This window comes from Bacillus sp. FJAT-27251, from assembly GCF_001273925.1.
GTDB lineage: Bacteria > Bacillota > Bacilli > Bacillales > Cytobacillaceae > Mesobacillus_B.
In genome coordinates this window covers 3,603,073-3,626,451 of the sequence record NZ_LIGG01000001.1, presented here as the reverse complement: position 1 = coordinate 3,626,451, position 23,379 = coordinate 3,603,073, and the positions used below count along the sequence as shown (strand labels likewise).

Here is a 23,379-nt window from a genome sequence, read left to right as displayed (position 1 = left end):
CTCATCTTTTTTAATGTTGGGTCTGATTATTGCTAAAGCTGGCCATTGCTTCATTATTGTTAACCTGAAGGTGCGAAAGAAGGCGCTGATAATGATCCTGGTGCATCCTTCCGGCATTGTCCAATGCGTCTTTGATTTCCTGGTTTTGTGCATGCTGAGCTAGAAAATGAAACTTTTTAAAGGCTAGCAATTCCCAGGACAAAGCATCTTTCAAATAAAGGATATCCTTTGTGGTAATGGCATTAGGCGGCTGTGGCACTTGGTTTTGTGTCTGATTCATTTTTCCGCTCCTTACATATATTTTTGGTCACACTGTTATAGTGAGCGAAAGGAAGCAAAATTATGCCGAAGAGTCTGCTGTTTGCGAATACCAGATGATGCATAGGGGATTCTAAAGAGAGGCTTGGCAAACTACCGGGGGKGTAATAATGGAGAGAGATGAAATTCGCGATTTGATTACCGTTGAAAATGAACTTGGACAGCAAATATCTTACGAAGTGGAAGCGTTGTTTGAAATGAATGGAGAGTCGTATGCTTTGCTGAGGTCCAACGAAGAAACGATTTTGATGCGAGTCGAGGAAGATAATAAAGGACAGCATCTTGTCGGACTTTCCGATGACAGCGAAAAAGAAGCGATTCTTGATGCCTATGAAATTGCAGTGGACGCGGCTCCGGCGGAATAGGATCAGGATTTACAAAATTTCTATTTTAGGAAAGCTGGTCTCTATGTCCAGCTTTCTATTTTTTGTTTCGTTCACCCCTGTTTAGAAGAATATACGCTTTAAAGCAAAAAAGTAATTTAAATATTCGCCAACTTTGTAGAATCTTGAAAAAATTGCGATATAATAATGTTTAATTATATAAATAAGGTTTATAGGGGGAAAGTTACAGTGAGAAAATCATTATTATTAATCATGGGTGGCATTTTAGCATTAGCCTTGTCACTTGCCGGCTGCGGCCAGGGAGATGAAAATCAGCAGACAGGAGAAGGAGAAGGAAAAGATACTCCTGAAAAAGTTTCTGTTGATATCGGCATGCTGAAGCTCACAAGCTCGGCACCACTATTCATAGCTATCGAGAAAGGGTTCTTTGAAGAAGAAAATATCCAGGCGAATGCAAAATGGTTTGAAGCAGCCCAGCCAATTGCAGTCGCTACTGCAGGCGGCAGTGTCGATGTTGGTGCTACCGGGATTACAGCCAGCCTGTATAATATGGTGGCAGGCGGCCAGCAATTGTGGATTGTTGCAGACAAAGGAAGAGAGCAGAAAGGATATTCTTCATCTGCCCTATTGGTACATAATGACTCGGAGATCACGAAACCAGAAGAACTAAAAGGAAAAAGGATCGGGATTACCCAAACAGGGTCCACCTTCCACTATATGGCAGGGAGAATCCTTGAGAACCATGGGATGAGCCTGTCAGATGTTCAGCTTGTGCCGCTCAACAGCATAAAAGGGCTTATGGAAGCATTGAGCAGCCAGCAAGTGGATGCAGTTATCCTAAACGAACCTAATATTTCTACAGCTGTTTCAGAAGGGTATGGCAAGGTCATTACCCAGGTTGGAGATGAAATGGATTATCAAACTTCAGGAATCTTTTTCTCTCCTAAGTTTGCCGAAGACCGGGACACAGCCGTCTCTTTCATGAAAGCCTATGCCAAAGCCAGTCAATATTATTATGATGCGGTCCTGAACCAAAAAGACGGACAGCTGGTCCCAGGTGAAAATTACGATGAGGTCATCGACATCATCGCCAAATACACAGATCAGGATCCTGAACTGATTAAAAAGGGGCTTCCATACATGGACCTTGACGGCAACCTGCTCGAGGAAGACATCCAAACCCAGATTGACTGGTATGCAAAGGAAAAATTGATTGATAAAGTGATTGATAAGGACCAAATCGTAAATACAGAGTTTCTTAAGGAAGCATTGAACAATTAGGGAAGTGACAGCATGAGAGTAGTAGTTGAAAATGTCGGGAAAACATTCACAGATACAAAGAAAAAGGAAGTAACCGCCCTTGAAAACATAAATTTCAGTATTGAAGAACAAGAATTTGTCGTGCTTGTGGGGCCAAGCGGATGCGGCAAATCGACCTTGCTGAATATTGTTGGGGGATTGCTATCCCCAAGCAAAGGTGAGGTATACTTTGAAGGAAAAGAACATAAAAGTCCTAAATTAGGCATAGTGTTCCAGGAAATTGCCTTACTTCCATGGCGTAATGTATATGAAAATGTAATTTACGGACTTGAAGAGAGCGGTGCGAGCAAGCAGGAGCAGAAGGAAAAGGGGAAGCATTATATTGACATGGTTGGTTTGACCGGCTTTGAGAAAGCTTTCCCGAAACAGCTTTCCGGCGGAATGAAGCAGAGAGCCGGAATTGCGAGGGCGCTTGCCGTAGAACCAGACTTATTGTTAATGGATGAACCTTTCTCTGCACTCGATGCCCAGACCAGGACGATTATGCAGGAAGAGCTGCTCACAATCTGGGATCGCACCCGGTTAAGTACATTGTACGTGACACATAACATCCAGGAAGCTGTTTATCTTGCCGATCGGGTTATTGTGTTATCCCGTCACCCTGGTCATATCAAAAAAATCATTAAAATCGAATTGCCTAAAATGGGCCGCGACCAGGAAAAATACCGGAGTCAATTTGAACGATACGCCCAGGAAATTTGGAGCTTAATCCGCCATGACGCCGAAGAAGCTCTAAAGGAGGCGTAAGCAATGGCTGCTGTTAAACAAGTAATTAAAAACAGGGTGGCTTTTTTGGATCAAAAAGTGCCCCCTTATATACCCGTACTAGGAATCACCGGGCTGCTGCTCATTTGGGAACTAATTTGCAGATTGAACATCGTCCCGCCGCTTTTCCTGCCGGCACCCACGGCAATAGTTGCTGACGGTTGGCAGATGATCAGCAGCGGTGAACTGTTCCGGCATTTGATGGCCAGCCTGACCAGAATTCTCGGAGGCTATGCAATAGGAGCTGTGCTGGGCATTACTGTCGGCCTTATCCTTGGCTTCTCAAAATGGGCCGATGCCATTTTCACACCTATCGTGTATTCAATTTATCCGATACCAAAAATCGCTTTACTGCCATTGATCATCTTATGGTTTGGAATCGGCGAAATGCCAAAGGTCGCGATAATCGCCCTTGGTGTATTTTTCCCAGTGCTGATCAACACCTTTTCAGGCGTAAAAAATGTTGACCCGATACTAATAAAAGCTGCCGTTACGTTTGGATCCAACCATTTGAATGTCATCCGCAAGGTCATTCTGCCAGGGGCACTGCCAACTATTTTTGCAGGTCTAAAGCTTGCTGCAGGTACTGCTTTGCTACTCTTAGTATCGGCAGAAATGATTGCCGCCCAGTATGGCATTGGGGCCATGGTACTCCATTACGGCAATTTGATGATTACCACAAAGCTGATGGCTGGGGTTCTCCTGCTTTCACTGCTTGGCCTGCTGTTCAACAGAGGTCTTCAGTGGCTTGAGCGCAGGCTCATTCCGTGGAAATAAGACGAAAGGACAACATCCTTTAAAAGGATGTTGTCCTTTTTTTGCTTTTTGCAGAGAATTTATAGTGTTCTTCCTGTATAAATCGGACTTTTATAGAGAAGTGTATACCTTGAAAGGAGCTGTTAAGGCATGAAAGACAATCAGGATAAACACCAGACGGAAGCGACCATGGCTCCCGGAATGGACGATCGGGAAGAACTAGCGCAGAGTGCCACAAAGACTGAATTAAATAAAGGCGAATATACAGAAGTGACCACCCTGCCATTAGACGAAAACGATCCAAGCTAAGATGAGCAAAGAGGAGGAAAGCAAATGAGTGACTGGACTGAACAAGGTGCCCCGAATAATAATTTGGACCCTGTCACAATACGCTCGTCAAGGCTAGTGGGCAAAAAAGGTCTCAAGGAGCATGCATTCACGGAGGAGCTTGCCGATGGCGGAGAACGGGACGATATCATTGAAAAACAGCTGAAAAACCGGCAGCCAGGGATGGGCTGACACGATTCAGGGCTTTATTCGCGGCCTGGAGAGCCAGCACCCCGGCTAAGATTTTAGATGCACCTGAGAAGCCAACCAAAGAGACAAAAGGTAAAGAGCAGTTCTGTGCTGCTCTTTTCTTATGCTTATCCTTTTAAGGTGCCATGAATGATATGGTATTGTATACGTAATCATTTAAGGAATGAAGGTGAATGAAGTGAGTTTTAAAAAGCATGTTGTGATTGTCACCGGGGCTGCCAATGGAATTGGCAGAGGAATCGCTAACTTGTATGCTGAAAAAGATGCCGTGGTTGTACTAGCTGATTACGACGAAGAAAAGGGCAGACAAGTTACAGAATCCATTAATAACAATGGGGGTAAAGCATTGTTTGTCCCCACCGATGTCAGGCGGGAAGAGGATATTAAAAATCTGATGAAAACCGCTTTCGATACATATGGACGGATTGACATTCTAATCAATAATGCCGGAAAAGGCTTATTTAAATCTCCCTATGATGTAACCATCGATGAATGGGATGATGTAATCTTCACCAATTTGCGCAGTGTCTTCCTGGGGTCGCGCGAGGCGGCGAAATATATGCGCGAAAATGAGAATGGAGGAAGTATCGTTAATATCGCTTCGACCAGGGCTATCATGTCGGAACCAAATTCAGAGGCATATGCGGCGACCAAGGGCGGAATCACCGCCATTACCCATGCACTGGCTGCATCGTTTACACAAGATGGAATTGCGGTAAACTGCATCTCTCCAGGATGGATTGAAACGGGAGACTACGCAAATCTGAGAGATGCCGACCACCGGCAGCACTTCTCCAACAGGGTCGGCAAACCGGATGACATTGCCAGGGCATGCCTTTACCTCACAGCCCGGGAAAACAACTTTGTCAATGGCGTCAACCTTGTAGTTGACGGCGGCATGACAAGGAAAATGATTTACGAGGAATAGATTTCATGCAGCAATTTGATTTTACGCAAGGATCCATCCTAAAACAGCTGCTGTTTTTTTCTGGACCCATCCTGTTAACGAATCTTCTTCAGGCGTCCTACCAATTGATCGACAGTCTATGGGTTGGCAATCTTCTGGGCGCGAATGCCCTGGGAGCAGTCACGATATCGGGGACGATCCTTGTTACTGTCCTGTCTTTCATCCTGGGAATCAATAATGCGACACTCACCATCCTCGCCCAGCAGCGGGGAAAAGGCGACGAACAAGGGATTGTTTCCTATGTGAATGCCTTTGTTGTCCTACTGTCTTCCTTGTCCATATTGGTCGGAATCGCCGGTTTCCTAATGTCCGAGCAGCTCCTGCTAATGCTGAACACACCGGCGGAAATGCTCCGTGAGGCCAATTTATACTTGCGGATCAATTTTATCGGCATTCTCTTCCTGTTCGGCTATAATTTTATTGGCACCATCCTTAGGGCCCTTGGGGACAGCAAAACACCGTTGAAGTTTGTGTTTGCCGCCGTCCTGCTGAATACAGTGCTTGACCCCCTGTTTATCTCCGTGTTCGGCTGGGGAGTGCAGGGTGCCGCTTATGCTACCGTTTTATCACAGGGATTGGCATTTGTCCTGGGGGTTCTTTATACAATCAGAAAAAGGCTCGTGCCATTTACCATTCCACACCTGCCCCGTGCTGATGAGGTCAGCCTGATACTAAGGCTCGGAATTCCTTCCGGTTTGCAGATGACTGTCATTTTTGCCGGGGTGACCGCCATCCTGAGTGTTGTCAACTCCTTTGGCGGCAATGTTGTGGCAGGATTTGGAGCCTCACAGCGGATCGATAGCCTGATCCTTTTGCCCGCAACTGCTCTTGGCACTGCCGTCAATAGCATGGCAGGCCAAAACATTGGCGGTAATCGCTGGGATCGGGTCAGGCAGCTGGCTGTTTATGGCTCTCTCTATAATTTCGCAATTATGCTGGCGGTTGCCTTCGTCATTTTCTTTTTTGCGGAGTACTTTATCAGGTTGTTTATCCAGGAGCCGGAAGCAGTTGCATTTGGAAAGGATTATTTAAGAATCATCGCGTTCTTTTATCCATTCATCGGCTTAAACTTTATATTGAACGGCATCGTAAGAGGAGCTGGTGCCATGTATCCCGTGCTGGTGCTTAACATTGTGTCTTTCTGGGTACTGCGCTTTCCTCTGACCTATCTATGTTCTTCCTATTTTGGGCAAAACGGAATCGCCATCGGAATGGGGATAAGCTTCATCCTCAGCAGCCTGTTTGCTTCTGCCTATTATTTTTGGGGAAAGTGGAGGAAAAAGACGCTTTTTAAAGATAGAATACAATAATGACATTTCATTGGAGTTCCCTTCCATTTTTAAAATCAATAAAGTCTACCCAAAAACCGCTAAAAAAGCGGTTTTTCTTTTGAGGAAAATTGTCGAAACAAATAGTTCCTGGCATCCAGAAATTGTAAAGGAGAAGTGGTGAAAGCCGACGAATTGTTAATATGGCATTAAAATGGCCTAAAATAGATAAATTAGGGGGAGAAAAAATGGGGAAAAAGCTGCTTTTGTTGTTTCTGTTGATTGCGTTTGTCGTTAGCAGTTCTCTAGGAAGCATCCAGCCTGCTTCGGCGAATCATATTAAGGGTCAAAAAGGAAGCCCGCCGGTAGAAGCAACCGTAAAAGACGGCAAACAACGATTAAAAAATACGCCCTTGCTGATTAGTGAGAAGAATCGAAACAGTGATGTAAAATTTGTTGTTACGGATTACAAAGGAAACATCAAAACAAGGCTGGCGGATGGTTCTTATTCCATTAAGGGTTTGAAAGGCAAGGAAAATACCTGGTACAGCACGAATACGAGTTTTTCCGTTGCAGACGGGAAAGTGGCAAGCAGCAAAGGCAAAGAGATTACCATCAAGAAAAAAGAAAAAGTGAAGAACCCGCAAAAATCAGCTTTAAACTTTAGCGGTGCATTGACAGAAGGAAATAAGGGACTTAAGGGGACTCTGATTCTTTTCAATATGTCTGGTGAATACGACGAAGAAATTTATACCGTTTCCTCCAACAATAAAGGGCAGTTCTCAGCCTCGCTTCCTGATGGAGAGTATTATTTGTTTGGAATTGAAACAGATGGCGGCTTTTACCGCTATGGAATGTTTTTTGCTGTGGAAGGTAAAACAGTTGTCGTTGACGGCGAACAATTGTCTTCATTGAATATTTCCCTGCCTGTAAATGCCTACACAGGAAAAGCGTCGGACAGCAGCAAGCCGCTTTCGCAAGCTGGGATCGTCCTTGAAAAGTTCCTTGACGAAGAGGAATGGGATTTTGAGCCCATCCAATACACAACAACAAACAACAAAGGAGAATTTGCGCTTAGGGAACTGAATGACGGTGCTTATGCCCTGACTATCTACCATAACACCTATCAAGCGTGGCAAATTGTCAAATTCACTGTCGAAAATGGTAAATTATTTTTTGATGGCGAGGAAGTTACACACTTGGCTATAAAGATTCCTGAACTGACCTTAAAAGGCACTCTCCTTGATGGAAAAAAACCGGTTGCCAATGCCGGCCTATTTATCGAAGGGGAAAGTACAGATGGGGAATATATTGACTCGTTTGTTCCTTCAGACAAAAACGGCAATTTACAATACCGTTTGCCAGATGGCAGCTACACGGTCTTTTCGGTTGATGAAGAAAACCGGAGCACCTATGTTTCTATTCCATTTGAAATCGCCGGCGGCAAAATCGTCCAGCATGGCAAAGCCGTTAAATCATTGACTGTTGTTCTTCCGCCTGTTACATTTACCGGAAAGCTTGTGGATGAGGGAACATCCCTGGAAGGTGACGTTTATGTTGAGAGATTGGGCGAAGAAGGATCCTACGATTGGTATCATGCCATTACTGATGAAAACGGCCGTTTTTCCTTGCGTTTAAACGACGGCAAATACAAGATCGCAGGTGGTTTCCTATTCGAAGATGGTGAAGATTTCAGTCTCTCAACTGAATTTGAGATTGTTGGCGGCAAGCTTTATGTCGGAGGGAAGCAAACTAGCCTCCTGGAGGTGCAAATTCCGCCTGTAACACTTCAAGGCATTGTGCTTGATGGCGGCCAGGCAGTGAACGGCGGAGATCTATTTATATCTTCAGCGGACCAAAACTATTATCACTGGAAGTCGATACGGGAAGACGGCAGTTTCTCCATGAGGCTTGCAGATGGCGATTATAATGTTGAAACCATTTATTTAATGGACGAGGGCAGCAGCACTCCCATCAATATGCCTTTTTTGATTAAGGATGGAAAGATGTATACAGGGGGAGAGAATCTGGAGTCTCTTCAAATTCATCTTTCTGGAGTTTCCTTGAAAGGAAGTCTGTCTGAAGATGGGAAACCAGTAATGGGTGATTTGTCCATCATGCAAGTGAACGAAGCGGATTATCCAATTGAGCTGTGGGGCGGAACCAGTGAAGACGGCGTTTTTAAATTTCGTCTCCCGGATGGGGATTATATGGTTACCAACGTTTACTTATAAGATGGCACTTCTTTTACTCCTCAAAGGGAATTTAGCATTCAAAATGGAAGCCTTTCTATTGATGGGGAGCCTGCAGACTCTCTTGACCTTGCCGTTCCTCCGGTAACCCTTCAGGGGATTGTTACAAGAAACGGCAAGGCAGCAAAAGAAGGTTCCGTAAACGTGGTTTCCTCCGCGGAATATAACAGTTCCTATTACAGCTGGATCCACGAGGATGGAACCTACCGTTTCCGCCTTGATGACGGCGACTACCAATTGCAGTCGGTTGAGGCGTATCCCGACTATGAACCTATTCTTGTGGAAAAAGACTTTAGCATCCAGTCTGGCAGGATTGTTGTCGATGGCGAAGAGGTAGAATCACTGGATATTAMCCTGCCATAATCAAGGATAAGAGTGGATCCCTTATTGGGCTCCATTCTTTTTTGTATAGCTGCCGTCTTCTCAACTCATCCTAAATACTAAACTTGAGAGGAAGGTAGACGGCATGAAATTTGGAAGCCATGTGAGCATACGCAATGGATACTACGGAGCGGCAAAACGGGCAGTTAGTATTGGGGCAGCTGCTTTTCAGTATTTCCCTAAGAATCCCCGCAGCCTCTCTGTCAAAGAGTTTGATCTGGGAGATGCCGAAAGCTGCAAGCAATACTGCCGGGAGCATGGCATTGTGTCTGTTGCCCATACTCCTTATTCAACCAGTTTGACTCCCACAGAGGATAAAAAAGAATTGACGACCCAATCCCTTGTGAATGACCTTGAAATTGCAGAGGCTTGCGGGTCTGTTGGGGTAGTCGTCCATTTTGGCAGCCTGATCAGCACCAGTGAGCCTCTGGCAAGCTATCACCTGATGATCCATATGCTGAACAGCGTGCTGAGCCAATGGGAGGGAGACAGTTTGCTCCTGCTTGAGAACAATGCTGGAACAAAGGGAGCTTTGGGCATTACATTCGAAGAACTGGTACAGGTCAGGAGTTTGTGCAATGAACCGGAAAAAATCGGTTTTTGCTTTGACACTTGCCATGCCTTTGCCAGCGGCCTATGGGATGGACAAAATACGATGGCAGTCCTTTCAAAAGGAGATGAACTAAACTATTGGAATCATCTAAAGGCCATACACCTCAATAACTCAAAATATCCGGCAGGCTCACGAAAAGACCGCCATGCTAACATTTTCAAAAGCGGCTGCATAAAAGAACAGGAATTGGAAGAACTAGTAAGGCTGCCGTTACTAAAAGACATCCCCTTTATTCTTGAAACACCCGATGATGAGGGAGTCAGCCATAAGGAAGAGATAAAGCTGCTCTATCAATGGAACAGCCATTAGTATTTGAGGTCCGGGACTTTGCTGATTAAACAGCTATTGTTCTAGAAACGACTTAGCCAACTTGACGGCTTCCCATTTGTCATAGCCATTATAGAAGCTTGTATTCAGCCTTACCGGGTCGCCAAAAAAGAATCGTTCATACAAGGTCTGCCGGCCTCCGAAAGCACTTGTGCTGATATCCCAGGCCAGTCTGAATAGTTTGGTTTTCTCTTTTGCATCACATGCCGCTCCCTGAAGATAATGGTGAAGATCCTGTTCAATGGGAGAATCAAAGTCCTTTTCTGTTGGAATCGAAATCAAGCCGCTCGCTCCCAGAAGCTGCAGGATCTCGGTAAACCGCGGATATAGCTTCGGATACATAGAGATGGCCGCATAAAGCGGATTTGGGTCAGGGACCATTACATTCCGTTCATTCAGCTTTGCTTCCATCTCCGAGGCGAGCAAAAGGGCCTTCATTGACTCATAGCCAGTGATGAGCTCACCCACTTTCTCTTTTACATGCACATAACCGCTGATATCAATGCTGTCGACCATCAATTGAGCGACTCCCAATAAAAACTGAGTCTTGATGCTTTGCCGGGCCACAGCCTGGTGAAGCAAAAAAGGATAAAACTTCGATTCTTCATACATCGTACTGGCCACATTATAATTTTTGAACAAGAACACCCTTTCCCATGGCACGAGGACATTATCAAATACAACAATCGTATCCATTTCTTCAAATCTTGAACCAAGTGGATGATCAAAAGGAGAAKGGCGATAAGCAAAGGATTCACGGCAAATAAATTTTAAATTATCTGCGTTGCTGGGAATGGAGAACGCATAAACAAAAGATTTTTCAATATAATTTCCACCGATTGGCAATACCAGAAGTTCATCGGTGATCCCGCCCTGTGTGGCCAAGAGGCGTGCACCTTTAATGATCAAACCATCTGAATTTTGGCTGACCACACGAGCCGAGATGGGAACTTCCTGTTCCTCAAAAAAGCCGGTTGAACGATTTACTTGCGGATTAACAAAAGTATGGGAAAGAGACAAATCATTTTCTCTCGCATTTTCATATAGCTTCTTAAGGTTTTCATCAAAGTGCTTGTGGGTCCCGAACGATTCCCAGGCAGACCCTAACGCCATCAAACCAGTGTTCATATAGTCTGGCGACCTGCCCATCATTCCGCCGCATGTTTTAGCCCATTCCTGGGTTGTCAGCCTGCGCTTTTCAAGATCCTCTTTACTGGCTGGGATGAGAAAGGATGTACCGACGCGATTTCCTGTCAGCGGGGAGGTGTACGTCATAAATTCGGAATTCTTTTTACTGAGTTGAGCATCATAGAGCTTCGCTTTGCTTTGAAGGATTCCTTTAAAAGCAGGATGCTCACATATATTTCCGGTGAGTTTCTGCCCCTCGATCCATACCTCTGCATTAAGGCTGCTGATTCTTTTCAGAAATGTCTTTCCATCACATGCAGGCATACTATCCCACCTTTGTGCGTTTTCAGTGAGGTTTAAATCAGACTGAGTTAAGATTAAACATATGTGCCTTGTAAACAAATCTTGCTTTTCCACAATGTGAAAATCTGTTGGCTGAAGCAGAAAATGTTATAATAGTTCGAAATATTGCGTTTCTAATAACATTATTATTGGGGGAAGGATAAAGATGGAGAGTAAATTGGATGCAAAAATTCATGAATATATGATCAAACAGCCTTTTTTGCAAAGCATTATAAAAAAAGAGCCCTTACTGTGGGTAAATCCTGATTATTCCTTCAATCCGAAATTTCCAGTTAACGGAACAGGAACAAGTACCATCAGGGAGGCTGAAAAACGCTTCCAAGCCTTTATGCCATTGCTGGCCAAGCTGTTTCCCGAGATTGAAGGAAACCTGGAATCGCCGCTCAATGAAATTAGGGAGATGAAAAAAGTGCTGGAAAAGGAGTACTCCATTGATATTGGCGGCAGGCTTCTTCTGAAAAGAGATGATGCTTTGCCTGTGGCGGGTTCAATAAAAGCACGGGGAGGATTTCACGAGGTATTGGCTCTTGCCGAAAGTCTTGCTTTTGAGCATGGTCTGCTTAAAAGCAAACAGGATGACTATCTTGTTGTGCTGAGCGACAGGGCAAAACAAATATTTGGACAGTATACGATTGCTGTCGGCTCAACCGGAAATTTGGGCCTTAGCATAGGAATGATTGGCTCAGCCTTAGGGTTCCAAGTGGCTGTCCATATGTCTGCGGATGCTAAGGAGTGGAAGAAAAACCTTCTCAGGAAGCATGTCGTCAAGGTGGTTGAGCATGCTTCAGATTATACACTTGCTGTTGAGGCGGCGCGGAAGGAAAGTGAAGCAGACAAACAGTCTTATTTTGTTGACGATGAAAACTCGCAGCTTTTATTTGCTGGTTATGCTGCCGTCGCTTATGAATTAAAAAAACAGCTTGATGAGAAAGGAATTCAGATAACTCCGGAACGGCCGTTGTATGTTTACCTGCCCTGCGGTGTGGGCGGCGGACCCGGAGGAATTACTTTCGGTCTGAAAAGTGTCTTTGGTGCGGACGTCCACTGTTTTTTCGCTGAGCCGACCTCATCACCGGCCATGCTTGTCGGAATGGCAACAAAGCTCCATAATCATGTTTCTGTTCAGGATTTTGGCCTGGATAACAAGACTGAGGCAGATGGACTGGCAGTAGGCACTCCTTCCGCTTTTGTCGGCAAGATAATGGAGGATCTGCTTTGCGGAATATATACCATTTCGGATGATGAACTTTTCCGCCTTTTATATAGCCTCTCAACGTCGGAGAACATCTTCCTTGAACCGTCCGCACTAGCCGGGATGAAAGGGCCCTTCATGGCGAGCAGAGCCTCAACAGAAAGATTTCCAAACACCAATCAGGCTGTTCATGTTGTATGGGCAACAGGAGGAAGCCTTGTACCTCAAGAGATGAGGGAAAGCTTTTTGCGAAGAGGAGCTCCGATGGCCAATTAATAGTTTGCTGAACCGTTACCCTTCAGCATGCTCGGGATAATGGTTTTTTTACAAATAACCTCATGTATAGGCGAAATCAATCAGCAGATAATACAAGTGACAATAAAGGAGGGAAACACAGTGACAAAGAAAGATTTAACTAGCGATACGGTGCAGCCGCTCATGTCAACGGGTACGGCGGAGCCAGGGTTCAAAAAGGAAAACAAAGAGAATAGACTCACTGATATCCCAAGAATTGGCCAAGGTATCATGGGAGATGACGGGATAACAGGTAAAATTCGATAATTGTACATTAAAAGCAGCCAACAAGATGGCTGTTTTTTTAAATGAGTTCTGTTTTTATCAGGTATAATTCAAGGTAACAAAGGTGAAGAGGTGAAAAAGGAATGGAAATCCAAAACATTGTTGTGGCCAGCCCGATGTATAAGGAAATTCAACGGCTGATCGACTCCAGAAATTTACATAAGAATTTTCGCTATGTGCATGAAGATGAACTGTCCCAGGAGGATATCGATTGGGCAGATGCCCTGGTTGCGTTTAATTTAAAAAAGACATTTGACCTTCGCCAGCTAAAATGGGTTCACTCGCTTGGTGCGGGTGTCGATAAGTTTTTATTTAAAAAGGATTGGCCTGGGGAAGTATTGTTAACGAGAACCGTCTGTTCTTTTGGACAGCGGATTGCAGAGTATTGTTTGAGCTATCTGTTAAAAGACTTGCAGTATCACCGGGAATTCCATGAGATGCAGAAAGAGAAGATGTGGCAGCCAATGACTCCCAGACTGCTAAGTCAGCAAAAAGTCATGATATATGGAACGGGGGAGATTGGCCAAAAAGCGGCAGAAGTTCTGACTAATTTGGGTGTTGAAGTGTATGGCGTATCACTGAGCGGGAAGGAAAAGGCGTTCTTCAAAGAGGTCAAGACGATTGAAACCCATTTTTACAAGCTGAACGAAATGGATTATCTCATAAACACTTTGCCGTTGACAGAGAAAACCGAACATTTATTCGCCACCCGTATATTTGGACACTTAAAAGGATCAGGCTTTATTAATGTGGGGCGGGGAGCAACCGTTAACGAGGATGCACTTCTTCAGGCGCTTGACGAGGAAAAAGTCCGCTTTGCTGTCCTCGATGTTTTCGCCAAGGAGCCGCTTCCAGCAGAAAATAAATTGTGGAAACATCCCAATGTGTCCATTACMCCTCATATATCCGCCGTGACCACTGCTGAAGAAGGCGTTGAATGCTTTATTGAGACGCTTAAAAACTTGGAAGAAGGGAAGGAGCTCACAAACAAGGTAGACCCACTAAAAGGGTTTTAAACGTACGGCACAAAAATAAAAGGTATCAACCTAAAAAAGGAACTAAATTTGTTCCTTTTTTAGGTTATTGACAATTTCTTGTTATTCATCTTCCTAATAACTGCTATGACCAATCGGCACACCAGCATTTTGGCCATTAAACTTAAAAACGAGTGATACCACGTCCATCCTTTTCTCCAGCTAATCAAATCGGTCTTTTTTTCAGCTACCGTCTCAATCAAAACCTGCGGGATGATAAAAGGAAAGAGCTTCAGGAAGATACTGCTTGGCCTGCTGTTCAGTGTCCATTGATTGTAATATAGCAGCATCAAGGGGTAGTGGAGATAATCAAAAGGAACATGAATCATGAATTTTTTGTTAAAAGGCCTAATTTTGTATTTTAAATATCCCTTGGATACAAGGAATCTGTCTGCGAAGGAGTTGCCAATCACGCTTACAAGGTAAACAATAATCCAATCCTTCAGCGGCCGTTTCACAATGGCGAAAGGCAGCAAGATCATGGCTGTGACTGTGGCCAGTGATAAAAAGGCAACCTGGTATTTTCGGTCCATTTTCCAAACACCTCATTTTATAGTGTGATGTAACTAATGAGTGGATATGTATGAATTTTACATAGACACTGTTGAATCTTGTTTAAACAGCGAAGCAAATGATAAAAATTGCGGTGTAGGAACGTCTGTTCTATAATTAAAATAAGCAAGGAATTCGGCAAGGAGGGAAGCAGATATGCCAAGAAACCCTGGTATCACAGATGATCAAATAATCCTATTGTATAAAAGCGGAAGGCCTTTTAAAGAAATCATTCCTATTGTCGGTTTATCAGACAGAGCCATACGCAATATTATGTACAAGCATGGCATCGAAATGAACAGGGAGAAAGGATCAGGGCAGCCAAGGAAGCATAAGGTAAATGAAGATTTTTTTAAAGTCTGGTCACATGAAATGGCATGGGTGTTGGGACTTATGATTACGGATGGAACCGTACATAAACAAAATAACACCATTTCCTTTGCGCAAAAGGATGAAAGAATTCTCCGTTTAATTGCTGATTACATGGAGGCAGACTATGTACTGGGTTCTTTAGGCACAACATGCAACACTCCTACATTAATCATCAACTCAAAAGAAGTTAAAAAGGATCTAATGACCCTAGGTATTTATCACAATAAATCTTATAATGTTCCGTTTCCCAGAGTCCCGGAATTGTATTTGCCATCATTTGTCCGAGGCGTTATCGATGGTGATGGATGGGTTGATCAGGAAGGTTATGTAATGAAAGTAACGACGGCAAGCCCATTGTTTGCTGACTCGCTACTTTCTGTTTTTGTATCTTGGCAGCTTCGTTCTGATATAAAAAAAAATATTAGTAAATCTGGCCATTCAGTTTTCCGAGTTAGTGTAAAAGGAAAAAATGATCTTAAAAAACTCGCCTCGATTATATACAAAGATGCCAAGGATAATTTCATCTACTATAAAAAGGATAATATGATTGGAGCCGGAAAGATTATTCAAACAGCAAACTCTAGAGTAAAGTTTCGCACCAATGTGAGCAAATCTATTTTGGAAGATCTGAAAATCATTGCTGAAGAAAAGAACACACATATTAATTATTTAATCGAAACAGGGTTAACTGAACTCATAAAATTGGAGAAAATTGATTTTAATAAAGGATTTAGACCTAATGACAGAGTCCAATATAAGACTACCTATAACAAAGAGTTATTGGAAAACATTAAAGCAAAAGCGAAGAGCAATCAATTATTTGTCAGTGACTTAATAGAACTAGGCGCATTATTAGTCACAAAGAGATACTAATGTTTTATTAGGTTAGGGGAGGTGTTTAGTTTACACATCCCGCTTTTTACTTTTTGCAAGTTAACATAATATATATTTTAGGAAATTGAATAAACGCTTTAAATTCCTGTCTCACAGTCTAAGTATACTCGTAAAAGTGAGACAGGAACAAAAAATCATGAACCAAATCCTTTTTCAGCTATTATTTTAATCATTATGTTTTTCTGTCAGCAATCCCAACTAACTCAGTGACATGTTGAAACCCATTAACATTGATTTTGATTTGTTAATTTTGGTTGTTCACACGCAGATCACCACAACAATTGCTATATTTTTAGGTTATCTTTTAACCAATCATATACTTAACCATCCTGGCTACCGAACCCCTCCATGCTTAATTGTACCTGGAAGTTAACATAACATTATTATGTTTAAAACCTTCTTCTCATTCAAAACCTATAAACTTTCCACGCCTAAAAGCCCCTTATTGGCAAATGTATTAATCATCCCGGCTAGCTCCTTTTCGGACTTATCCATGCCGCGATCCAGCCAGCTGATGATCATTTGAATGCTCCCGCTCACGATAAACAAACTCAAATACTCTATTTTATCTCTTTCAATGCTATGCAGCCTCATTAAGTGACTCACCAGAAACCCATGAGCGAGGTTACGTACCTTCTTATGGAGGTTATTTTCGCCATTCTCCTTTAAAAGAACCAGAAAAACATCCTTCTTATCAACAATATACTTAAGAATCATTTCAATCGGAATCTGTTCTTCTGTCCACATATTGAACATCTGCAGCTTTTCCTGCATATCCTCAATGATTTCTTCTTCAATTTTGGAAAGAAGATCATAGTGATCTCCGTAATGCGAATAAAATGTGGATCGGTTTATATCTGCCAGCTCGCAAAGCTCTTTAACCGTAATGGCAGAAATAGGTTTTTCTTTCAGCAGCTGCATCAGGCTGTCCTTCAGCACCATCCGGGTATACTTCTTCCGCCGGTCCATTTTCGTGTTCACCTGCCCCACTCCTTTGCCTTTCTCTTTTCACCCTTTTGCAACTTAAGAAGTTTTGAAATTTGTGACATCCAACCCAAGTTTTTCACTCGTTATCCAACACTTTCCGCTTATCTGTTGGGCAACATACGGAAAGTGAAAAACTGTTTGTTGTATAGCCAACACGGTGTCTATATAATAATAAAGTCGAAATTCTGACGATGCAAGAGAGGAGAATGTTAGTGGAATGGGCAGCAAAAATCATTAAACATAAAAAGCCAATCGTGGTCGCCTTTTTGGTGATTGCCATTGTCAGCGTGTTCGCTCAGTTTACAGTGTCGGTCAACTATAATATGGTGGATTATCTGCCAGAGGATGCTCCCTCCACAAAGGCCATTGAAATCATGGACCAGGAGTTTTCCGGCTCTGTGCCAAATACCAGGGTCATGATCCATGACGTGACCATTCAGGAAGCCCTTGTTTTCAAGGAAAAGCTCGAAGCCATTGAAGGAGTGTCCGATGTCATCTGGCTTGATGATGCGATGGATATAAAAACTCCGCTTGAAATGGCTGACGGAGAAACCTTGGAATCCTACTACAAAGACAATAATGCCCTGTTTTCGTTCAGTATTGCAGAAGGTGATGAAGTCGCCGTAACAGATGCCATTTACGAAATGATTGGCGATAATAATGCCATGTCCGGTGAGGCGCTTAATACCGCCACCTCCCAGAAGATGGCCGGAACGGAATCCATGTATGCCGCAGCGCTGCTCGTTCCAATCATCATCCTGATTTTGGTGGTATCGACCACGTCATGGGCAGAGCCGGTGTTTTTCCTGACCGCGATTGGTGTGTCCATTTTAATCAATATGGGAACAAATATGTTCCTTGGCGAAGTTTCGTTTGTCACCCAGTCGGTCGCCCCGATCTTGCAGCTGGCTGTCTCATTGGACTATGCCATCTTTTTGCTGCACAGCTTCCAGGATTATCGGAAGCAAAACTCAAATCCCGAAGAAGCGATGCAGCTGGCGATGAAAAAATCGTTCCCGGCGGTTACTGCCAGTGCGGCAACCACCTTTTTCGGCTTCACTGCCCTGACGCTTATGCAGTTTGAAATTGGTCCCGACCTCGGTGTGAACCTTGTAAAAGGGATTCTCTTAAGCTTCATCTCGGTTATGGTCTTTTTGCCGGCATTGACCTTGATGTTTTTTAAATGGATTGATAAAACCCAGCATAGGCCCTTGCTGCCTAGCTTCAATAAAATCGGCAGCACGGTTATTAAAGCAAGGATGTTCAGCTTATTGATCGTCTTCATTCTGATTCTGCCTGCTTTCCTGGCACAAAGCCGGACGGACTTTATCTATGGAATCGGCGACCAGCCTGAAACCACAAGAGCTGGGAGTGACTTCGTGAAAATCCAGGAGCAATTCGGCGGCTATACCCCAATTGTCCTGCTCGTTCCCAAAGGTGACGTTGCCAAGGAAGAAGAACTGGTCCAGGAACTGGATAAAATCGACCATGTGACCAATGTTATTTCCTACGTAAACACCGTTGATGCAGCAATTCCGCCTGAATATCTGGATGAATCGATTACAAAGCAATTTTACTCTGAAAATTACAGCCGAATCATCCTGCAAACAGACACCAAAAGTGAAGGCGAAGAGGCTTTCTCGGTGATTGAAGAAGTTCAATCCGCGGCCGGACGATATTATGGTGAAGATTTCCACTCGCTTGGGGAAAGCGTGACATTGTACGATATTAAAAACACTGTTCAAAAGGATAATACGCTGGTCAATCTTTTAACCGTCGTTACAATAGCCTTAGTCCTTCTGGTAACCTTTAAGTCTATTTCAATGCCGGTGGTCCTCCTGTTAACGATTCAATCTGCAGTTTGGATGAATCTGTCGGTTCCCTACTTTACGGATTCTTCCCTCGTGTATGTGGGATACCTTCTTATTAGCACCATACAGCTTGCTGCAACGGTCGATTATGCCATCCTCCTTACCGAGGATTATGAAAAGAATCGCAGGAAACTGAACGCGAAGGAAGCAATCAGGAAAACCTTGAACGAGAAAGTATTCTCCATCGGGATTTCCGCTTCAATTTTGTCCAGTGTCGGATTTATTCTATGGGTGACATCCTCCAACCCGATTGTCACTTCCATTGGGCTTCTGTTGGGCCGGGGCGCCCTGCTGGCGTTTGTGATGGTTGTCTTCTTCCTGCCCGCTTTGCTGCTTGTGTTTGATAAATGGATTGAAAAAACAACTTGGAAAGCAAACTTTTACAAGGGGAAATGATGATGAAAAGAAAATGGATGCTGCCAGGAGTTATGGCGACGGCACTTGTTTTGCCAGCATTTCTGGTCAGTGCCGCTCCCAACGGAAGCAGTGCTGTCCAGTCTGCCGGGGAAATAGCTTCTAAAGATGAGGTAGTTTATGCGACTCTCAGCGCAACAGGAGCTCAGCGTGAAATTTATGTGGTCAACAATTTTGACGTACAGAAAGCTGGGACCATTACCGACTATGGCCGCTATGAAAGCGTAAAAAACCTGACTGACCTGACAGAAATCGAACAGAAAGATGGCACAGTGGCCTTTGAGGCACCTGAAGGAAAATTCTATTATCAGGGGAACATGGATAATGAACCATTGCCTTGGAAGATAGCCGTTTCCTACGAGCTGGATGGCAAAAGGATCTCTCCTGAAGAGCTTGCGGGAAAAGATGGCCATGTTGAGATCACAATTTCCACCTCTCCAAATGGAGACGCAGACCCTGTCTTTTTTGAAAACTATCTGCTTCAAATATCGCTCACGCTTGACGGTGCCCTCTTCAGCAACATACAGTCCGATGAAGGCATGATTGCGAATGCCGGCAAGAACAAGCAGGTAACTTTTAATGTAATGCCGGAGAAGAAAGCAGAACTTAGGCTTGAAGCAGATGCGGTTGATTTCGAGCTCGCTGGAATCGATATTGCAGGCGTACCCTCTACCTTATCCATTGACGCACCGAATGTAGATGAAATGACTGGTGAGATGGATTCACTTTCCGATGCCATCCTGCAGCTTAGGAATGGAGTCGGCGAATTAAACACAGGAGTGACGCAATTGAATGAAGGAGCTTCCCAGCTGCAAAAAGGCTCTGCCCAATATAGAAATGGCATCAGCCAGCTTAGCGCTTCTTCCGGTGAGCTGGTTGATGCTTCCGTTTCCATCCAGAAAGCTCTTAAATCGATTAATGAAGCTCTCGGCCAGAATCCTGGCAATGGCGGCACAGGAGGACTGGGTGAAATGCAGGCCGGTCTTGCGGAAATCGCCAATGCCTTGAAGGAAACGTCCCGCGGACTGGATTCTCTTGGGCAGAATTATAACGCGGCTTACGGTCAGCTAAACGAAGCAATGGCCGGCATTCCCGAGTATAAAATTTCCGAACAGCAAATCCAGGAGCTCTACGAGAGCGGTGCAGACCCAAAGGTCATCGATCAGCTGGTGAAAACCTACTATGCTGCCCGTACAGCCAAAGGCACGTATGCTGCAGTAAAACAAGGCTTTGACGCTGTCCATCCGGCACTGCAGCAAATGAGCGGCGGTCTTGAAGAGATGGCGAATAACCTTGAAAGAATGGCAAACGGCCTTGCTTCCTCCCTTGAAAGCATGGGAAATGACAGCGGCTTGGCACAGCTTCAGGATGGAATGGCTGATCTGGCCTCGAATTACCATCAATTTCACAGCGGGCTTGTGGAATATACAAAAGGAACCAGCCAGCTGGCAAACTCCTATACCGGTCTTGATGCTGGAATCTCCGAGTTATCAGGCGGCGTGAAACAGTTGGCAGGCGGCACCAGCCAGCTTTACACCGGAAGCAATCAGTTATATGATGCCACCCGCAACCTGCCAGAGCAGATGAAAAAAGAAATCGACCAAATGATCGCTGAATTTGAAAATGCGGATTTCGAAGCAGTGTCGTTTGTTTCCGAAGAGAACAACGATACCATTAATACCGTACAATTTATCATCAAGACAGAAAAAATTGCGGTTGCCGAAGAAGAAACAGCAGAGGAACAGCCTGAAGAAAAGAAAGGAATTTGGGCCCGCTTCCTGGATTTGTTTTCATAAGCCAGGTTCTATTTCGCAGCAAATACCATATATATKGTACTGGGGAAACGTAAGTCTTGGTTCCGTGGGGAAGCCGGAGGATTGAAAACAATCCAGGATGGGAGGCTGCTGCCATGGAAACTGAGGTTATGCTTCAGCTGCTCATGCTCATCGTGATGATCATTGAGCTTGCTAGATTAAAAGAATAAGGAGCGCAGAAAACGAGAGCCGCCAGAAAACAGGCAGCCTCGTTTTTCTGTTTTTATTTAGTATGTTTGGGGACTAAAGAGTAATTTGTGTATTCCAGTTTTTTCGTCGATTCCAGCTGGATGACTTCCGGACCATCCAGGATGATTCTTTGTCTGAACAGCGGCCCGTCATGGACATATGTATGGTACTCCCCCGCCTCCCCCATTGGGCAGACCTTCTCTTGCTGAATATCGTGCAGAAAAGACTGATCCAGCTCCCTGCCCAGCCAGGAGGCATTCAGCACATCTTCGCGCACCCTGATGACAGTTGATTTATAGCCCGAGTTTATAAATGTTTCCAAAGCCTTCAGCGATTCTTCCTCTTTCACCCATAATGGATAGACTGCTTCAAGGCCTGCTTCGCATGCGACTTGTTCGCCCCATTCCCGGTGTGGCTGGAAATACAAATCTCCAAATGCCACTCCAGTGAGATTGTGCGTTTGCTTTAACTTCTTTAACTCCCTGACAAAGCTTTGGGTGTATTCTTCAAACGTACACTGAATGAAATGCACCGGGATCCCGAGCGCCTCTCCCTGAAGTCTGATACTTTGCATTTTTTCCCCATGGCCGAATGTCCTGCCAATTTCAGCAGGAACCGTAGTTACAAGACATTCAATATCCACTCCCTGCTTCACCAAAACATCCAGGGCCAGACAGCCATCCTTTCCTCCGCTCCAGGAAAGTGCCAGCCTTTTCATCTCCTCCACCTCGCTTTTTCTTTTAACTATACCATTTGATAATGTTTTGAACGAAAAAAACTTCTTTTCCTTTTGGCAGTGGATACAATCCGCATATTCATGCAAAGGCCTGCAGGTAAAACCTGCAGGCCCCAAAAGTATGAATCGTTCACTAAAGCAATAAAGCTTATACTGATTTATTAGTAACCATATCCCATAAACCCGGCACCTACGATGATCAAAAGAATAAACAGAATCACAATTAACGCGAATCCAGAGCCGTAACCTCCAGCAACTCCCATGAAACACACCTCCATCTTTTGTTTGCTGTATCCTATGCTAAAACCCCCGACTTTGGGATAGACAATCACCTATTTTCACCACATTGAAGGATTAATTTAAAATAAAAAAACTCTTCCCCTAAGCAAAAAAAAGAGCTGCCCCAGCAACTCTTTTACGAAAATTCAGGCTCCAGGCGGCTGAGGAAGTCCTCTGCGGCGCTGTAGCCTTGCTGCCTTAGGAACCAATTGTTGGCAGCTGCCTCGATCAGGCCGGCAATATCGCGCCCTGGCTGAAGCTGAATTTCCATTGAAGGAATTTTGATGCCCATATAATCTGTATAGCTTGGCTCTTGCTCCAGATCATTGTTCAGCGCATCTTTTTCCCACTTTGTCAGATTGATTTCAAGGGCGATGCGGGTTTCGTTCTGAAAAGCTTTTTGTCCATAGGAACGGACAACATTCAACAGTCCTATGCTGCGAAGCGCCAGGAATTCTTTTGTCTTTTCATCATGCGTTCCTAAAAGAGTCTGGGCACTTAGCTTTTTTAATACAACGATATCGTCCGCCACCAATCTATGTCCGCGTCCTATCAAGGTGTGGGCCGTTTCACTTTTGCCTACACCGGAATCTCCGCGAATCAAAAGGCCAATTCCGTACACATTTACACATACTCCATGCACCGTCATTTCAGGCGCCAATTCTTTGATCATATAGGCGTCAAGCCTGGCAATGAAATCGGTTGTTACGACCGGATCCTTTGCGACAAGCAGAGGGATGTTCTCCTCTATGCAATGCTGGGTCAAATAGGTTAGGCCTTTATCCCCTGCGGTAACGATGAAGCAAGGGGGATGGTATTTTACAATGTTTCCTATCCGCATTTTGCGCTCTTCATGGCTTAGCTTGTGCAAATAGGTAATTTCCTTTTTGCCCAGAATTTGAACCCGCTGTGTCGGAAAAAAGTCAAAATGCCCGACAAATTCCAAGCCTGGGCGGTGGGACCTGGGCTGTTTGATTTCAGTCCGAAGCTTGTCCGCTCCCACTAGTACCTTTAAAGAAAACTTGTTTGCTAACTGTTCAATCGTTAAGTTCTTCACTGTTTTCATCCCTCACCGTTTCTCTGCATTCTTTATTTATTGATTATACTAAAAGAATTTGGTAATCTCA

At 44.2% G+C, this 23,379-nt stretch carries 25 protein-coding genes; 18 read left to right on the top strand and 7 right to left on the bottom strand.

What is annotated here, in order from left to right:
• Nucleotides 1-10: 10 nt before the first annotated feature.
• Nucleotides 11-280 (bottom strand): ferritin-like domain-containing protein, encoded by a 270-nt coding sequence (locus ADU22_RS16960; RefSeq protein ID WP_053363221.1) that lies wholly within the window; start codon nt 278-280, stop codon nt 11-13.
• A 148-nt stretch (nt 281-428) separates the two neighbouring features.
• Between ADU22_RS16960 and ADU22_RS16955 the strand changes: the two genes are divergently transcribed.
• From ADU22_RS16955 to ADU22_RS16910, 11 genes are all read left to right on the top strand, one after another.
• Entirely contained in the window at nt 429-683 is a 255-nt protein-coding gene (locus ADU22_RS16955; RefSeq protein WP_053363220.1) for a DUF1292 domain-containing protein, read from the top strand.
• Nucleotides 684-890: 207 nt separating this feature from the next.
• Nucleotides 891-1,943 carry an ABC transporter substrate-binding protein gene (locus tag ADU22_RS16950; RefSeq protein ID WP_082252892.1) on the top strand — a complete coding sequence of 351 codons (1,053 nt, stop codon included), beginning with the start codon at nt 891-893 and terminating at the stop codon, nt 1,941-1,943.
• A 12-nt stretch (nt 1,944-1,955) separates the two neighbouring features.
• A complete protein-coding gene (locus tag ADU22_RS16945; RefSeq protein ID WP_053363219.1) occupies nt 1,956-2,729 on the top strand; it encodes an ABC transporter ATP-binding protein in 774 nt (257 codons plus the stop codon).
• Nucleotides 2,730-2,732: 3 nt separating this feature from the next.
• Nucleotides 2,733-3,524, top strand: coding sequence for an ABC transporter permease (locus tag ADU22_RS16940; RefSeq protein WP_053363218.1), 792 nt, complete (start codon nt 2,733-2,735; stop codon nt 3,522-3,524).
• A 129-nt stretch (nt 3,525-3,653) separates the two neighbouring features.
• Nucleotides 3,654-3,812, top strand: coding sequence for a hypothetical protein (locus ADU22_RS25030; protein WP_197280078.1), 159 nt, complete (start codon nt 3,654-3,656; stop codon nt 3,810-3,812).
• Nucleotides 3,813-3,836: 24 nt separating this feature from the next.
• On the top strand, nt 3,837-4,022 hold the full coding sequence (locus ADU22_RS16935) for a hypothetical protein (RefSeq protein WP_053363217.1): 186 nt from the start codon (nt 3,837-3,839) through the stop codon (nt 4,020-4,022).
• Between the two features lie 181 nt (nt 4,023-4,203).
• Nucleotides 4,204-4,968, top strand: coding sequence for a glucose 1-dehydrogenase (locus ADU22_RS16930; RefSeq protein ID WP_197280077.1), 765 nt, complete (start codon nt 4,204-4,206; stop codon nt 4,966-4,968).
• Nucleotides 4,969-4,973: 5 nt separating this feature from the next.
• Complete coding sequence (locus ADU22_RS16925) at nt 4,974-6,317, top strand: MATE family efflux transporter (RefSeq protein ID WP_053363215.1); 1,344 nt, start codon at nt 4,974-4,976, stop codon at nt 6,315-6,317.
• A 206-nt stretch (nt 6,318-6,523) separates the two neighbouring features.
• A complete protein-coding gene (locus ADU22_RS16920; RefSeq protein ID WP_053363214.1) occupies nt 6,524-8,509 on the top strand; it encodes a carboxypeptidase-like regulatory domain-containing protein in 1,986 nt (661 codons plus the stop codon).
• Between the two features lie 162 nt (nt 8,510-8,671).
• The gene (locus ADU22_RS16915) at nt 8,672-8,890 is read left to right on the top strand and encodes a hypothetical protein (RefSeq protein WP_053363213.1); all 219 of its coding nucleotides are present in this window, start codon (nt 8,672-8,674) and stop codon (nt 8,888-8,890) included.
• A 103-nt stretch (nt 8,891-8,993) separates the two neighbouring features.
• Nucleotides 8,994-9,830 (top strand): deoxyribonuclease IV, encoded by an 837-nt coding sequence (locus ADU22_RS16910; RefSeq protein WP_053363212.1) that lies wholly within the window; start codon nt 8,994-8,996, stop codon nt 9,828-9,830.
• Between the two features lie 33 nt (nt 9,831-9,863).
• Here the strand turns inward: ADU22_RS16910 and hpaB are convergent, their stop codons facing one another.
• On the bottom strand, nt 9,864-11,300 hold the full coding sequence (gene hpaB / locus ADU22_RS16905; RefSeq protein WP_053363211.1) for a 4-hydroxyphenylacetate 3-monooxygenase, oxygenase component: 1,437 nt from the start codon (nt 11,298-11,300) through the stop codon (nt 9,864-9,866).
• A 184-nt stretch (nt 11,301-11,484) separates the two neighbouring features.
• Here hpaB and dsdA point away from each other — a divergent pair, with 184 nt between their 5' ends.
• From dsdA to ADU22_RS16895, 3 genes are all read left to right on the top strand, one after another.
• Nucleotides 11,485-12,807 carry a D-serine ammonia-lyase gene (gene dsdA / locus ADU22_RS16900; RefSeq protein WP_053363210.1) on the top strand — a complete coding sequence of 441 codons (1,323 nt, stop codon included), beginning with the start codon at nt 11,485-11,487 and terminating at the stop codon, nt 12,805-12,807.
• Between the two features lie 120 nt (nt 12,808-12,927).
• Nucleotides 12,928-13,092: a hypothetical protein gene (locus ADU22_RS24750; RefSeq protein ID WP_156324380.1), complete on the top strand. Its 165-nt coding sequence runs from the start codon at nt 12,928-12,930 to the stop codon at nt 13,090-13,092.
• A 101-nt stretch (nt 13,093-13,193) separates the two neighbouring features.
• On the top strand, nt 13,194-14,126 hold the full coding sequence (locus ADU22_RS16895) for a D-2-hydroxyacid dehydrogenase (RefSeq protein WP_053363209.1): 933 nt from the start codon (nt 13,194-13,196) through the stop codon (nt 14,124-14,126).
• A 59-nt stretch (nt 14,127-14,185) separates the two neighbouring features.
• Here the strand turns inward: ADU22_RS16895 and ADU22_RS16890 are convergent, their stop codons facing one another.
• Entirely contained in the window at nt 14,186-14,677 is a 492-nt protein-coding gene (locus ADU22_RS16890) for a CBO0543 family protein (RefSeq protein ID WP_053363208.1), read from the bottom strand.
• Nucleotides 14,678-14,852: 175 nt separating this feature from the next.
• Here ADU22_RS16890 and ADU22_RS16885 point away from each other — a divergent pair, with 175 nt between their 5' ends.
• On the top strand, nt 14,853-15,941 hold the full coding sequence (locus tag ADU22_RS16885; RefSeq protein WP_053363207.1) for an LAGLIDADG family homing endonuclease: 1,089 nt from the start codon (nt 14,853-14,855) through the stop codon (nt 15,939-15,941).
• A gap of 435 nt (nt 15,942-16,376) precedes the next feature.
• On the opposite strand, the gene ADU22_RS16880 is transcribed toward ADU22_RS16885, so the two are convergent.
• On the bottom strand, nt 16,377-16,943 hold the full coding sequence (locus ADU22_RS16880; RefSeq protein ID WP_053363206.1) for a TetR/AcrR family transcriptional regulator: 567 nt from the start codon (nt 16,941-16,943) through the stop codon (nt 16,377-16,379).
• Nucleotides 16,944-17,155: 212 nt separating this feature from the next.
• On the opposite strand from ADU22_RS16880, the gene ADU22_RS16875 reads away from it, so the two are divergent.
• The 3 genes from ADU22_RS16875 to ADU22_RS25430 are packed head-to-tail and all read left to right on the top strand — an operon-like array spanning nt 17,156 to nt 21,218.
• On the top strand, nt 17,156-19,216 hold the full coding sequence (locus ADU22_RS16875) for an efflux RND transporter permease subunit (protein ID WP_053363205.1): 2,061 nt from the start codon (nt 17,156-17,158) through the stop codon (nt 19,214-19,216).
• 2 nt (nt 19,217-19,218) lie between these two features.
• Complete coding sequence (locus ADU22_RS16870; protein ID WP_353611389.1) at nt 19,219-21,030, top strand: YhgE/Pip domain-containing protein; 1,812 nt, start codon at nt 19,219-19,221, stop codon at nt 21,028-21,030.
• A gap of 56 nt (nt 21,031-21,086) precedes the next feature.
• Nucleotides 21,087-21,218, top strand: coding sequence for a hypothetical protein (locus ADU22_RS25430; protein ID WP_277620293.1), 132 nt, complete (start codon nt 21,087-21,089; stop codon nt 21,216-21,218).
• Nucleotides 21,219-21,271: 53 nt separating this feature from the next.
• On the opposite strand, the gene ADU22_RS16865 is transcribed toward ADU22_RS25430, so the two are convergent.
• From ADU22_RS16865 to hprK, 3 genes are all read right to left on the bottom strand, one after another.
• A complete protein-coding gene (locus ADU22_RS16865; protein WP_053363203.1) occupies nt 21,272-21,955 on the bottom strand; it encodes a Dph6-related ATP pyrophosphatase in 684 nt (227 codons plus the stop codon).
• A gap of 179 nt (nt 21,956-22,134) precedes the next feature.
• Nucleotides 22,135-22,236 (bottom strand): YjcZ family sporulation protein, encoded by a 102-nt coding sequence (locus ADU22_RS24355; RefSeq protein WP_082252891.1) that lies wholly within the window; start codon nt 22,234-22,236, stop codon nt 22,135-22,137.
• 152 nt (nt 22,237-22,388) lie between these two features.
• Complete coding sequence (gene hprK, locus ADU22_RS16860) at nt 22,389-23,309, bottom strand: HPr(Ser) kinase/phosphatase (protein WP_053363202.1); 921 nt, start codon at nt 23,307-23,309, stop codon at nt 22,389-22,391.
• Nucleotides 23,310-23,379: the final 70 nt, after the last annotated feature.